Origin of the sequence: Micromonospora cremea (assembly GCF_900143515.1) — a bacterium.
GTDB lineage: Bacteria > Actinomycetota > Actinomycetes > Mycobacteriales > Micromonosporaceae > Micromonospora > Micromonospora cremea.
The window spans coordinates 388,057-401,532 of sequence record NZ_FSQT01000001.1; the positions used below are offsets into that span (position 1 = coordinate 388,057).

Annotated in this window: 10 protein-coding genes and 2 pseudogenes; 7 read left to right on the forward strand and 5 right to left on the reverse strand. The window is 68.3% G+C overall.

What is annotated here, in order from left to right:
• Window positions 1–7: 7 nt before the first annotated feature.
• Both BUS84_RS01730 and BUS84_RS01735 read left to right on the forward strand, forming a co-directional pair.
• Window positions 8–487, forward strand: coding sequence for a ribose-5-phosphate isomerase (locus BUS84_RS01730; RefSeq protein ID WP_244298320.1), 480 nt, complete (start codon window positions 8–10; stop codon window positions 485–487).
• 4 nt (window positions 488–491) lie between these two features.
• Window positions 492–1,250 (forward strand): GolD/DthD family dehydrogenase, encoded by a 759-nt coding sequence (locus BUS84_RS01735; RefSeq protein ID WP_084757035.1) that lies wholly within the window; start codon window positions 492–494, stop codon window positions 1,248–1,250.
• Window positions 1,251–1,613: 363 nt separating this feature from the next.
• Here BUS84_RS01735 and BUS84_RS41425 read toward each other — a convergent pair whose 3' ends face one another.
• Complete coding sequence (locus BUS84_RS41425; RefSeq protein WP_074311898.1) at window positions 1,614–1,961, reverse strand: DUF3024 domain-containing protein; 348 nt, start codon at window positions 1,959–1,961, stop codon at window positions 1,614–1,616.
• A 200-nt stretch (window positions 1,962–2,161) separates the two neighbouring features.
• On the opposite strand from BUS84_RS41425, the gene BUS84_RS01745 reads away from it, so the two are divergent.
• A complete protein-coding gene (locus BUS84_RS01745) occupies window positions 2,162–2,632 on the forward strand; it encodes a UPF0158 family protein (RefSeq protein ID WP_074308188.1) in 471 nt (156 codons plus the stop codon).
• Between the two features lie 728 nt (window positions 2,633–3,360).
• Here the strand turns inward: BUS84_RS01745 and BUS84_RS01750 are convergent.
• Window positions 3,361–3,969, reverse strand: a complete 609-nt coding sequence (locus BUS84_RS01750) for a hypothetical protein (RefSeq protein ID WP_143728151.1) — start codon at window positions 3,967–3,969, stop codon at window positions 3,361–3,363.
• 174 nt (window positions 3,970–4,143) lie between these two features.
• Window positions 4,144–4,626: pseudogene (locus BUS84_RS01755) on the reverse strand (transposase family protein); the annotation flags it as partial.
• Window positions 4,627–4,904: 278 nt separating this feature from the next.
• Here BUS84_RS01755 and BUS84_RS01760 point away from each other — a divergent pair.
• On the forward strand, window positions 4,905–5,945 hold the full coding sequence (locus BUS84_RS01760; protein ID WP_244298321.1) for a carboxypeptidase-like regulatory domain-containing protein: 1,041 nt from the start codon (window positions 4,905–4,907) through the stop codon (window positions 5,943–5,945).
• 181 nt (window positions 5,946–6,126) lie between these two features.
• On the opposite strand, the pseudogene BUS84_RS41045 reads toward BUS84_RS01760, so the two are convergent.
• Window positions 6,127–6,272, reverse strand: a pseudogene (locus BUS84_RS41045) (IS701 family transposase); the annotation flags it as partial.
• Between the two features lie 486 nt (window positions 6,273–6,758).
• On the opposite strand from BUS84_RS41045, the gene BUS84_RS01765 reads away from it, so the two are divergent.
• Window positions 6,759–7,877, forward strand: coding sequence for an IS630 family transposase (locus tag BUS84_RS01765; RefSeq protein WP_074308194.1), 1,119 nt, complete (start codon window positions 6,759–6,761; stop codon window positions 7,875–7,877).
• Window positions 7,878–7,907: 30 nt separating this feature from the next.
• On the opposite strand, the gene BUS84_RS36410 is transcribed toward BUS84_RS01765, so the two are convergent.
• Window positions 7,908–9,530 (reverse strand): pentapeptide repeat-containing protein, encoded by a 1,623-nt coding sequence (locus BUS84_RS36410; protein WP_159450952.1) that lies wholly within the window; start codon window positions 9,528–9,530, stop codon window positions 7,908–7,910.
• Between the two features lie 650 nt (window positions 9,531–10,180).
• On the opposite strand from BUS84_RS36410, the gene BUS84_RS01775 reads away from it, so the two are divergent.
• Window positions 10,181–13,138: a M4 family metallopeptidase gene (locus BUS84_RS01775; RefSeq protein ID WP_074308196.1), complete on the forward strand. Its 2,958-nt coding sequence runs from the start codon at window positions 10,181–10,183 to the stop codon at window positions 13,136–13,138.
• The gene (locus BUS84_RS41050; protein WP_208869491.1) at window positions 13,053–13,385 is read left to right on the forward strand and encodes a proprotein convertase P-domain-containing protein; all 333 of its coding nucleotides are present in this window, start codon (window positions 13,053–13,055) and stop codon (window positions 13,383–13,385) included. Before BUS84_RS01775 ends, BUS84_RS41050 begins: the two co-directional genes overlap by 86 nt.
• The last annotated feature ends 91 nt before the right edge of the window (window positions 13,386–13,476 follow it).

Sequence of the window (13,476 nt, forward strand, 5' to 3'; positions counted from 1 at the left end):
ACAGTCAGTGGCAGAGACCAAGCTCCGTATCGTCGTCGGCAGCGACGACGCGGGAGTCCGGTACAAGGAGGCCCTGAGCCGGGACCTCAAGGCCGACGACCGGGTCAGCGAGGTGATCGACGTCGGCATCGACCTCGACGAGCACACCTACTACCCGCACATCGCCGTCGCGGCCGCCCACCTCATCACCGAGGGCAAGGCCGACCGGGCCCTACTCATCTGCGGCACGGGCCTCGGCGTTGCGATCAGCGCCAACAAGATCTCCGGCATCCGGGCCGTGACCGCGCACGACAGCTACTCGGTCGAGCGCTCCGTGCTGAGCAACGACGCACAGGTCCTGTGCTTCGGCGAGCGCGTGGTCGGCCTGGAGCTCGCGCGCCGCCTTGCCAAGGAATGGCTGGACTACCGGTTCGACCCCCAGTCGGCCTCCGCCGCCAAGGTTGCCGCCATCAACGACTACGAGTCCGCAGTACAGCCGAAGGAGTGACGTCGTGACCAGGGTTGATCTGAATTTCGGCCTCGATGGCAAGGTCGCGGTCATCACCGGCGGCGCCTCCGGCATCGGCGCGGCCATTGCCGAGGCGTACGCCGCCAAGGGCGCGTCCGTTGTCGTTCTCGATCTCGCCGTTCCGTCCGACGACGAGCGCGTCGCCAAGCTGGGCGCCAGTAGCGCGGCCTTCAAGTGCGACGTCACCGACGAGGCGTCGGTCGCGGACGTGGTGGCCCAGATCGCGGAGCGGTACGGGCAAATCGACATCTTGGTGAACAGCGCCGGCGTGGCACTGCTGGCGCCGGCTGAGGAGCTGAGCCTGTCCTCGTGGAACACGACGCTCGCCGTCAACCTCACCGGTGCGTTCCTGCTCTCCCAGGCCGTTGGCCGGGTCATGCTCGGGCAGGGGCGCGGCAAGGTGATCAACCTGGCCTCGCAGGCCGCCAGTGTCGCGCTGCTGGAGCACGCCGCCTACTGCGCGTCCAAGTTCGGGCTGGTCGGCCTCACCAAGGTGCTCGCGTCGGAGTGGGCCGGCCGGGGCGTCACCGCCAACACCATCAGCCCGACCGTGGTGCTCACCGACCTCGGCCGCAAGGCCTGGGCGGGGCCCAAGGGCGACGCGCACAAGGCCGAGATTCCCACCGGACGGTTCGCCTTCCCGGAGGAGATCGCCGCGACGGCCGTATTCCTCGCCTCCGACGCCGCCGACATGATCAACGGTGCCGACCTGGTGGTGGACGGCGGTTTCACGATCCGCTGATCAGATCACGGCGATTGGGCCACGATCGCCTCCGCGTGCTCGGAGGTTCAAGCCCTCCTCGAAGCTGGCCGCATCCGAGTGGGTCTGCCACGACGTGCACCTTGTAGCGCTCGGAAACCCGGTTCGGCCCGATGAGTTTTGTGCGGCCCGGCCAACCCGTTCGCCGGCCTCGCCCCGGCGATCTGACCTCGGACCCGACCCAGGTTCAACGCGTCCGTCGATCCCACAACGCAACTGTGAGCCAAACAGCGGTGGGCAGCCGCTGAGAGAGCGACCCTGCCGATCACCTCGACCAAGCCTGGCCGGGTTGCGGTCGTACCACCAGTAGATAAGTAGCCGCTGGTCGCGCGGTTAGGCCAGGTGTCAACCCCAGAAGATGCCCGTAGGGTCCTGGTCAAGTTCGTTGAGCAGGTAGTTGATGTTCGTGGTGGGCGGGGCGAGGTCGTATCGGTGGAAGCGCAGGTTGCGGTCTCGGTAGTACAGGGCCCACGTGCCGTTGCTCTTGGTGTACCTCATGCGTGCGAGGGGGAGCCTCGTCCACTCCGGCCCGATGTGGGCACGCCACGGCGCTCGGCATTCGACGACGGTGACGTGCCGAGCCGCCTCCTCGCATTCAATGCGTACCTGGTCGCGGGCACGTTCAGGGACGCGCTGGTCGCACCAACGGCGGACGCGGGCCACGTCGAGTTCGGGGAGTCCGGTAGCTGCCATCCGTGCAGTCTCCCGTGCGAGGAAGTCCTCGATCGTCGGCCTGCCGCCGAGCCGGAGCAAATCACTTTTCGGCCGCCGTCCGCGGTTGACGTGCCGTCGTCACAGGTCATGCGACGAAGAGCGCGACCCTGCTTACTCTGGGCTGCGCGTGTGGGGTCGTTCGTTCGAAGCTTTGCCGGGAGCAGGATTATCGTGGCCCGATGCTTGATTTCAGCAGGTTTGACCTGGAGGAGATCGCCACCGCGCTGGCGGACCAGACTGACTACGAGCACCGATGGCTGATCAACCCGCAGACGGGCGCGATTGTGTTCTGGACGGCGGACGATGGCGTCGATGGGCGGACGCCGGTTGACCTCGACGATTTGGATCTGGTGTGTATCGAGCCGCTGCCGTCCTACGTCTGGTACCAGGACATGGCCGACTTCGCCGAGAGGATCAGCGACGAGGCAGCCGGGCGGGGACTGGCGCGAGCCATCCAGGGCAAGGGCGCCTTCCGCCGGTTCAAGGACGAGCTGCACGAGGAGTATCCGCACCTGCTGCCGGTGTGGCACACCTTCCGCGACGCCCGCGCCCAGCGTCGGGCAGTTGAGTGGCTCGCCGACAACTCGCTCATCGACGACGAAACGGCCACGCGATTCGTGACCGAGCACCCGGACCCCGATCTGCCCTGACTCGGGTGCCCAGACAGCGGTGATCCCGAACGCCAACCGCGTAGATCTGCCGGCACGGGGGAGCAGATGGGGAGCAGCAGGGTGCACTGAACGCCGCGCAACTGCACTCAACAGCGTTGAACTACTGTGAACGGCACTGGCCCGACCTGCGGTTCTACGTTTTAGCTGGTCAGAGGCGGTGCAGCGTCCCGGTTCACACAGCAGTGCTCAACGGCTTTGAACGGACGTCAACTGCTGTCTATGTCGTCTGGTGGGGGAGTGTGAGCAGGTCAGGGCGGTAACGACCCGGTGTGGTGGTCGCGCCTTGCGTTGGGAGCAGATTGGGTGCAGGCCGGCGAAGTGGTCACCGTTGCGAAGAGCTCACGCGGCCGTGTCCCGGCCAAGCGGCTGAGCAGCAACGATGTCGCACTCCGGAGCGATTGACCTCCCAGTGGACGCCGAAGTGGTCAGGGCTCGCTGCTCCCAGGATGGCTCGTGTCTGCCGGGGTCACGGGTCGCCTAGCGTCACAGAGGGAGACGTGCCATTCACCGACAGGGGTCGTCTTGCCCGCCATGCCGAACCGGTAGCTGGTCCCGTCAGCTGAGACCCGGATCCCACCTGCAAAACGCCATGACCAGCGCATCGGTCGTGGTGACCTCTTCGGCCGACCCGAAGGTGTCAGCGTTGGTGCTTCCGGTTGTCAGTCGGGCGACGTCCGCACATGTCGAAGAGCGGATGCCCAGGGCCTCTACTGACAGCGTTCGAAAGTCGCTGCGATAACCTCCGCAGCTTCGCGAGTTTGTGTCGAATGCGCCAAGAGCGCCTGAGCCGTCAAGACCAAGACCCGGTCCGAGTCGTACGAGATCGTCCAGTGCCCCTGCCACCACGGCTCTTCGTTGTGCTGATAGCCCAACTCGATCAATCTGGAGCCGTCGTCGGCCACGCGCTGATCCAGAACCGTCTGCCCAGCGGCGACAAGGGCGTGCGGATCTACCAGTCGTTCCTTCGCTACCGGGCCTTGAGGGAAGACGGTCGCCTCGCCCGGGCCGTGCAGGTAGAACGGTGTGCCGTCGCCTTGGTCCTGCGGTGACTCAACGGTGAACTGAGTGGGCCAGCGCAGACGGAAGGCAGACGTCTCGACGAACCAGCAGGGATGGCTCGGCCCAACTGCAACGTCCACGACGTCTCCACCGTCGGTGAGTTGATGGGGATCGATTACCACCTGTGCGGGTCCGGAGGGAGTCCAGCGAGTGACCCGTACGGCGGCCGAGCCGGCCTGGTGTCGCTCGAACATGTACGGCCAGTGCGGTGTCAGCGCTATTCCGTAGCCGGCCAACCGGGCGAAGGCATGTCCCACGGTGTCGCAGCCTAGCTGATCATCGTACGAACCTTGCCCGCCGAGATCAGGTGCACGGATCTGCCGCGATCCGCGCGCTGCGGAGCGTGATCGCCCAGCAGCAGCCCTCGGAGGGTCCGGACATGCCGAGTTGAGTACGTCGAGACGCTCGGATAGGCCCTCATCTCTGAATTTTCATCCTGTGTAGCGGTTGGCTTGGACGTGGTGCAGGACGAGGATGGCCTGCACGATGGCGGTCGCGCGGCGTGGGCAACAGCGCAGCTTGGTGAGGATCTTCCAGGTCTTGAGGGTGACGATGGCGCGTTCGCCGCGGGCGTGGATCCTGGCGTGTGCTCGGTTGACCGCCTTCTGCCTGCGTGACAGTTTCGGGTGGCGCCGGTGCCGCTTGAACGGGGTGCGCACGCTGCCCCGGGCGCCTTGGTAGCCCTTGTCGGCGAACGTCATCACATCCGCGTTGGTTGGCGCGTCGATGATGTCATGGGTGCGCGCGGCGGTCAGGTCGTGGGTTGAGCCCGGCAGCGCCGGCGATGCCCACCCGAGTCGGCCGAACGCGTCTGCGACGACCTGCACGTTCACGCCATGGCGCTTGTGCTTACCCGAGTAGTACGGCTTGTGATCCGCGACGCGGTCGATCGGGATCAGCGTGCCGTCCAGGATGGCACGAGGCTGCATATCAAGCAGCGCCCAGCGCGAGGTCCCCCTGCGAGAGGCCGGGTAGGGGCCCGCGAGTCGCGCAACCCATCCCCGACAGGGCATAGTGTCCCGCGGCGTCATCGGCCGATGTCGCCTGCCCGTGGAGAGGGTGGTAGGAAGTGACGACGCGCTTACGTGCCCGATGGGCCCGGGCCGCCGTATTGATCGCGCTGACCGGGGGGACGCTCGCGGTTTCCGCGGCACCCGTGGCGGGCGCCCCGGCACCCATCAGCATCCTGAGCGTGTCGGCGGAGAACGTGAAGCCCGGCGACAAGGTTCGCGTTCAGTTCCGCGTCACGAACAACGGGAGCGGGGCCGAAACGGCCATCGTGGTGGTCAGTGGCGGCCTGCAATGCACCACGGGCTGCCGGGCGGAGCCGAACCTCAAACCCGGCCAGAGCCAGGACTTCCAGGCCACCGTCGTCGCGCCCCAGGTGAACGCGGGCGAGACCCTCGGTCTCAACATCTCGGTCGCCGTACGGCTCGGCGGGCAGAACAGCTTCGACTACAAGATGGTCTACATTCACGGCCCGGGCACGTCGCAACCCGGCGCGGGCACGTCGCAACCCGGCGCGGGCGCGCCGCAACCCGGTGCGGACAAGCCATCGTCCGAGGTGGACGGGGTGTCCGGCCAGGTGGGCGACACCAGCGGCAAGGCGATCGGCGGCGTGGCCCTGACCGTCCGGGACAGCGCCGGGCACGAATACCGTACGACGAGCGACCGGAGCGGCCGGTTCTCGATCAAGTCGGGCGCCGGCAAGACGATCGCCGAGGGCCGGATCACGGTCGTCGCGGCCCTGGACGGCTATCGCACCACCCGCACGACCGTACGGGGCTCCGCCGGTGACACCGCGAGCGTTCGGCTGACCTTGGCCGCCGTGGCCGCGCCCGCCAAGACCCCGCCGTCGCCCACCGCAACGGCGACAGCGGACGAGGCTCCCGAGCCGGAGACCAGCGTAGCCGCGGCGGCACCCCCCGCCCTCGAAGCTGTCAGCGACGAGGGCAGCGGTTCGCTGCCGTTCATCCTGGGCGGCCTGCTGGTCGCCGCCGGCCTGGGCGCACTGGCCCTGATGGTGAACCGCCGCCGGAACACGCCGGACAAGCCGGCTCCGCACGCGGCGACTCAGCTGACGGCGCCGGCCGGAGCGGGCATGAGCGACGCACCGACCGCGGTGCTGCACACGAGGCCGCCGGCCGACGGGTTCCCCGGCCCGTACAGCGGGCCCCCGCAGGGCGGCATCCAGCAGCTCAGCCACGACCCATACGGCGGGCCGGCCCTCTAATACTGTTGCGGCGGTTCGTAGCTTCCGAGCGTGCTGAGTCGTATGCGGTAGTGGAAGTTACGGGCTCGTTGGAGGCAGCCGCGGCGGAAGGTCGGCCAGGTCAGTACGTGTTCGGCGGTGTGCTGGATGGTCAGGACGAGCGCGGCGAGTAGGCGCCTGATCTCGTTGACGGTCAGCGGGATCAGGCCGTCCTCGTCGCTGTCGCCGGGTGTTTGCTGGTGGCGTTCCCAGTGGTGCGGGTGACGATGAGGAACGCGGCGGCCATGGCCAGGGTGATGTGGGCGTACCAGACGTCGTAGCGGCGGAGATCTGGTACTGGTCGAGTGCCTCCGGGAGCTGGGCGTTTTCTCGGGGGAGTCCACGGCGACGGAGGTCAGTCGAAGTGGCAGCGGTCGGCGACACGCGTTCCAGGTTCGCTGAGGCAGTCGAACGTGCGCAGGGCGAGGGGTCGACGCCGCTGCTCGCGGATCGTACGCATCGCGTTGCCAACCGCCGACTTACTCAACTGCCGCGATCCGCGCGCTACCCGGCGTCACGAAGTGCCGACTCGACCGGCATACGCACATGCCGATGTGCGTGCACGGAATCATGTTGTCGAACGCAGCGACGTTTACTCAGCTCCGCTAGTCGTGGTGACGGCCGAGGGGGCGTGCGTGGACGTTGCGGAAGGCTGCGCCACAGCCGATAGGTCGTGGGTTTGGGCGCGGACTGTAGATCCGTCGGCTAGTGCCCTGACCACAAACGTTGGCCGGGTTGGGTGACACACCGGGCCGGGTCCGCTGCGTGGACCCGGGGCCGGTCAAGGCTGTGTAGGTGGCAGAACCCGTTCGAGTACGCCGATTGAGCGATCCAGAAGGCCAGAAGCTGCAACGCCTCGTGCGTCGCGGGACCGGTTCAGCGGTCCGGCTGCGCCGGGCGATGGTCGTGCTGGCCTCCGCCGGCGGCAACAGCGTGCCGGTCATCGCCCGGCTGGTCCAAGCCGACGAGGACTCCGTCCGTGGTGTCATTCACCGGTTCAACGAGATGGGAATGCCCAGCCTGGACCCTCAGTGGGCGGGTGGCCGTCCCCGCCAGATCAGTCCTGACGACGAGCAGTTCATCGTCTCGACGGCCAACACCCGCCCGACCAAACTCCGGCGCCCATTCACCCGCTGGAGTATCCGCAAACTCGCCGAGTACCTGGCCACCAACCCCGACCGGAGCGTCCTGGTGGGCCGCGAACGACTGCGGCAACTCCTGCGCAAACACGAGATCACCTTCCAGCGCACGAAGACGTGGAAGGAGTCGAACGACCCGCAACGTGAGGCGAAACTGGCCCGCATCGAGCACGTCATGCACCACTTCCCGCACCGGGTGTTCGCGTTCGACGAGTTCGGGCCGCTGGCGATCCGACCGCAGGCCGGGTCCGGATGGCAGCGCAAAAACCATCCGGACCGGCTGCCTGCGAACTACCACAAACTGCACGGCGTCCGGCAGTTCCACGGCTGCTACTCCGTCGGTGACGACACCATGTTCGGCGTCATCCACCAGCAGAAATCCGCGGCCAACACCCTCGCCGCCCTGAAATCGATCCGCGCGAAACGGCCGGACGGCGCCCCGATCTACGTCATCCTCGACAATCTGTCCGCGCACAAAGGCGCCGCCATCCGGCAGTGGGCGACCCGGAACAAGGTCGAGCTCTGCTTCACCCCGACCTACGCATCCTGGGCCAACCCGATCGAGGCCCACTTCGGCCCGCTGCGCACCTTCGTCATCGCCGGATCCGACCACCAAAACCACGTCGCCCTCGGTCGCCACCTGCATCAATACCTACGCTGGCGCAACGCCAACGCCCGCCACCCCGACGTCCTGACCGCTCAACGCCGCGAACGCGCACGCGTCCGCAGCGAACGACAACACCGCTGGGGCCACCCCGCAGCCAAGGCCGCCTAACCAACCCGGCGAACGTTTGTGGTCAGGGCACTAGCTCGCGACTTCCTCGGCCTTGCCGCTCTGAGAGCCTAGCCGTACCGCAGCGCTATCGGCGGGCAGCCCGATCGGCGGCACTGACCATCCGTCAACGAGCTCGAAGTCGACCGTGCCGCCAGAGAACTTCGCGCCGTGGAAGTTGACCGTGCCGCCAGAGAACAACGCGTACGGGAAGCCGACGGCGCAGCCAGAGAACTTCGCGTCGTCGAAGTTGACCGTGCCGCCGGAGAACATAACCTCGTAGAAGCTGACCATGCCGCCCGAGAACCTCGCGTACCGGAAGTCGACCGTGCCGCCAGAGAACGTCGCGTACGGGAAGCCGACCGTGCCGCCGGAGAACGTCGTGCCGTGGAAGTCGACCGTGCCGCCGGAGAACGTCGCGCCGTGGAAGTCGACCGTGCCGCCGGAGAACGTCGCGCTGTGGAAGTCGACCGTGCCGCCGGAGAACGTCGCGCCGTGGAAGTCGACCGTGCCGCCGGAGAACGTCGCGCCGTGGAAGTCGACCGTGCCGCCGGAGAACGTCGCGCCGTGGAAGTCGACCGCGCCGCCGGAGAACGTCGTGCCGTCGAAGTCGAGCGTCGTGCCGTTGGCGATGTCGATGCCGCTGAGATTGCCTTCGTGGAAATCGGCGCCGGTGAAGTCGAACTGGTGTCCCTGCCATCGCTCAACATCGCTCCGCTTCCCGAGTCGGAGATGGTCACGAATCACGCGGATGATCGTGTGCCGCACCTGCCGTTCCTCAGCGATCTCCCGCCCGGTCACGACCGAGGCGGCGACCGTGCCGTCCTCGGGCTGCGATGATTCCGTATCGGCCGGTTCCTGCGGCGGCGGCAGTTCCGGCCACGGCATCCGGATGTAGGCGCACAGCACGTCGATGCACGTTTGCCGACCCTCGCGCCAATCATCCGCAAGGCCGGCCAGCGCATACACACCCGCGAGCCGGACGGCGGCCCTGTCCGAGCCGAGCTGATCAGCGGCTTTGCCAAAGCGTTCGTTGTACAGCTTCGTGTCTTCCCGATGCTCGGCCGCCTCGCCCTGATCCTGCTTGCGGTACGCGACCGTCAACGCCACCACCGCGCCGACCCCGGCCACCACCGACAACACAATCTTCATCGCGTCGAACGTGTTAGCCACCGTCCACGCTGGCGCACCCAACCCGGTCGGCAACGGCTCAAGCCTCGGACGGCCCAGCGCCCACCACAGCAGCGCTCCCATCCCGACCGCGATCGCGACCGACAGCACCAGCAAACCGCCGACGTGCGCCCAAAGTGGCAACCAGACCATCGTCGGCACGCGCCGATCCCGCCGGACCGACTCCGGCCACCGGCGCCGGTGCAATGTCCGTATCGCCCACCAGACCAGGACGAGGGCACCGCCACCGAGCAGTAGCCCCGGCGGCCAGTGCCGGCCCGCCCACGTGATCGCGGTCCGCCCGACCGCACCCCACCAGCTCGGCGCGACCGTGACCGCACCGACCGCGAGCAGGAGCGCGCTGAACGGCAACAGCCAGCATCGCGAGCGCGCACGAAACCCATCCCATAGACCACGCAGCCACGTACCCGCCGTTGCTGCCCATCGACGCGTCATGTCGTCCATTGCATCGAGATTCGGCAACATCCGGCTCCCCCATGTGGGCGAGGCCGCAGGAAGTCGTACGGACATTCCGCGGACAGAACTTGCCCGAGCGGGCGTCCGCTGCAGGTCATTGCCACTTTGACGCATGGGCTGTAAACCCGTCGCCGCTCGCTCGCCCCCAGCTGCCAGCTCATCGATTCTTGGCATCCGCTCATCCGCTGAGAACGCTCGAGCCGCTCGCTGCCGTCGACGCACTGTGAACGGCGGGGGATGTCGTGGGTGGTGAAGCAGCGCTGGTGTTGTCGGGTCCGGGCTGCCCTGGTCGGCGGCAGCCCGCCGACCAGGGCCACCGGTCAGCGGCGACCGTCTCGCGGCCATCCGGCCGAGATCTGTCAGCGTCGGTTCGGTGGCGGAGGTGACCTGCTGCTCGGTCACCTCGACCTCGGCGATCGGGTGGCTTCGGGTCGCCTACGCTCCGACGAAGTCGATGTCGGACGCCTTGCGGATGGCACTGCGCCCACCATCGGCCCCGACCAGGTATGCCGTTCGGATCGGCTCTCCCTCGGTGAGCTTCCGACTTGTGCAGCTGCGCAAAGTGGTCCTTGTGGCGGTGGCGACACCGCGGTGAGGGTGAGCGCAACCCGTGCCGCAAGGAGTCGGCCGGGCGCTGGACCACCTTGCAGGAGCAACAGATGCGCAGACCCAAGGCACCACCCGCCCTCGCCATCCTGGCGGCGGCCGCCCTCCTCGGAACCACCGCCCAGGCCGCGAACGCGGCGACCCCGTCTCCGACGGGCATGACGACGGCCGCGGAGGCGTTCCTTCCGGTCACCGTGGCGCCCGCTACGGACACCCCCGCGCTCGTGGAAGACCTGGCCGACCCGGTCGACGCCACGATCGCACCGAACAAGGCCGCCAAGGCTCACCTCGCGGGCCACAAGGACCGCTACAAGATCGCCGACCCGGCCGGCACGCTCACCACAGCGAGCGTCGACACGCAGGGCGCGCGGGAGACGGTCCGGCTGAACCAGAAGTACAAGGGCCTGCCCGTGTTCGGCGCCCAGTACGTGGTGCGTATGGAGAAGAAGGCCGGCAAGCGCACGGTCACCGGCACGTCGGGCAACTACTTCACGGACCTCGACGTCGACACGACGGGCACCACGATGCCCGCGAACGTTGCGATCTCCCGAGCGGTCGAGGACGTGCGCAAGAGCCTGCACCCCGGCGCGGCCGTCGTGGCCGGCGCCCCGCGGCCCGGCACGACGCCCGACGCGGCCCACGCCGACCTCAGGGGCACCGACCAGGGGCTCGTGGTCATGCCGACCGGCACCGGCCTGCTCGCGCGGCGCGTGCTCGTCAAGGGCAAGGACGTCGCCACGGGCCAGCCCGTGCTCCGCGACGTGTACGTGGGCGCGAAGAACGGGATGACGCTGCTCAGCGTCAGCCGGATCAAGGCGTTCGCCACCGCGCAGCAGGCCGCCGCCCTGGCCGCCGACGGGACCGCCGTCGCGCCGCATGCCGCGACGGAGTCGACCCCGGCGGGCAACGGCACGACGCCGGTCGTCGGCGAGGGCACGAGCCTGCACGGCGCCACGGTGCCGGTCCCGCTCGTCCGGACCGACGACGCCAGCTCCTACCTCATGATCGACCAGACCCACACCATCGCGGACGGCCGGACGGTGCCGATCACCACCTGGGACGCTCGGGGCCGGGACTACTACGAACTGCTCGACGGCCAGCTGCCCGAGGGCGTGGGCCCGTTCGCGTCGCCGTCCAGCACGCTCGGCGCGGACCTGACCGACGCCGGCGCCGTGGACGCGGCCTGGGACGCCGCGAAGGTGTTCGAGTGGTTCCAGACGAAGCTCGGGCGCAACAGCCTGGACGACGACGGCATGCCAATCAACTCGATCGTCGGCATCACCTACGGCGGCTACCCGTTCGTCAACGCGTACTGGGACGGCACCCGCATGGTGTACGGCAGCGGCGACGACGAGTACCTGCCGCTGGCCGCCGACCCGGACGTCGTGGGCCACGAGATGACGCACGGTGTGGTGGAGAACTCCGCCAGCCTCGTTTACGCCGGCCAGCCGGGCGCGCTCAACGAGGCGATCGCCGACTACTTCGGCAACGCCATCGACCTCGACGCGGCGGGCACGTCGATGTCCGACCCCGAGGCGAGCCTGATCGGCGGCGACCTCTGCCGCACCCTGGCGCCCACCAGGTGCGCCCTGCGCAACCTCGACGACGGCGCCACCACGGCGGACTTCCAGCACCTCATGGACACGCCGCAGATGGACGACGGCGGCGTGCACCTCAACTCGACGATCGTATCCGGGGCGCTGTGGGACCTGCGCCAGGCGTTCGGCGGCCCGGTGGCCGACAAGATCGTCTACCGGGCGCTCACCGACTACCTCACGCCCATGTCCGACTTCGTCGACGCCCGTGACGCGGTGCTCGCCTCCGCCAAGTCCGCCGGGCTGAGCAACAAGGACCTCAAGGTGGTGCAGGCGGCGTTCGACTCGCGCGGGATCACCGCGACGTGGAAGGCGAACCTGTACGGCAAGAACACCGACCTCCTGGTCGACCGGCTCAACACCGGGCTGTACGTCGACATGACGGCGAGCATGGCCGGCGGCTGGTTCACCGTGCCGCGGTCGGACGCGAACCACACCCAGCCGCCGTCGATCTGGGTGGGCCGAACCGACGGGAAGGTTGCGCCGTACCGGATCTCCCCGAACGACGGGAACAGGCACAGCTTCCCGCACACCGATGGCAAGCGGGTCGTGTGGCTGTCGGTCGAGGAAAACCCCGACTCGCCGACGTGGGAGATCAACCGCATCCTGTCGGCGCCCATCGGCGGCGGCACCGTCGAGGAGCTCTACAGCTCCCCGTACGGGATCGACGGCCTGGGCTTCGACGGCACGGTCGTCGCGTGGAGCCAGTACGAGCCGACCCAGGGGTACCGCGACGTCGTGCGCTACCTGCAGGGCAGCTCGCGGACCGTCCACACCCTCGCGCACCCCGATTGGCTCGGGAACGCGACGGCCCCGAGCGTCAAGAACGGGAAGATCTCCTACGTCCGGTACGAGGACTACGCGCAGCCCGACGCCAACGGCAACCGGTGGTCGCTGGGCGTCGAGGTGTACGACATCGGGGCCGGGAAGACGACCTTCGCCGGCGGTGACCCTGGCGCCGAGACGATGAGCTACCCGCAGGTGTCCGGCACCGGCGTCGCCTGGGTGATCAACCGCGACTACGGCTCGTACGTTGACGGCGAGTGGAGCCAGGGGACGTTCAACGACTCCGTGCGGCTCTTCGACTTCGCCGCCGGCACGAGCCGCCTGCTCTTCGAGGAGAACTCGCCGCAGGCGATCCGTGCCGACGTCCTCACGCTGTCCGACACGACCCTGACGGTCACCGAGGAGGCCCCCGCGGACCTCTGGCTCGGGACGGGCGGCTACCCGGACAACTCGCTCAACCCGAAGCTCAAGCAGTACACGTTCAACGGAACGTACGTCGGTCCGGCGTCGTGCAGCCCGGGCGCGCAGATGTTCGCGACCGCGGGTGCCGGGCGCGAGGTCATCTTCATGGACTCGTCGGCGGGCGGTTTCGGCCTGGCGTACGCGAAGGGAGCCAAGTCCTGCCAGTGAGTCCCAGCTAGGGAAGTGCGACGCACGACGGGCGCCGGGAGCTCCTCTGAGGAGGTCCCGGCGCGACCGTCATCAACGTCAAGCCCTGGGGACCCTGGGTGCTGACCCCCGACTGCACGAGACCTACACGGTCGACGCCTGGGCGGTCCCGACGGTCGGCACCTGGAAGCTGCGCGTCACCGACGGCACGCCGGGCTTCTACGACCTGGATGCGGGCCATCTCCAGCGCTGGAGCCTGACCTTCTGAGGCTTCGGCCCAACGGTCGTCACCGGCGTCCGCCCCGGTAGAGGGCGTAACGGCCACCGCTTGGTCACGAGGGGTTGTGACCCTTGGAGAT

Bases quoted from the DNA above. Each gene is read 5' to 3' on its own strand.
- BUS84_RS41425 (WP_074311898.1), bottom strand. From the start codon at position 1,961: ATGGCAGCTACCGGACTCCCCGAACTCGACGTGGCCCGCGTCCGCCGT.
- BUS84_RS01745 (WP_074308188.1), top strand. From the start codon at position 2,162: ATGCTTGATTTCAGCAGGTTTGACCTGGAGGAGATCGCCACCGCGCTG.
- BUS84_RS36410 (WP_159450952.1), bottom strand. From the start codon at position 9,530: ATGTTGCCGAATCTCGATGCAATGGACGACATGACGCGTCGATGGGCA.
- BUS84_RS01775 (WP_074308196.1), top strand. From the start codon at position 10,181: ATGCGCAGACCCAAGGCACCACCCGCCCTCGCCATCCTGGCGGCGGCC.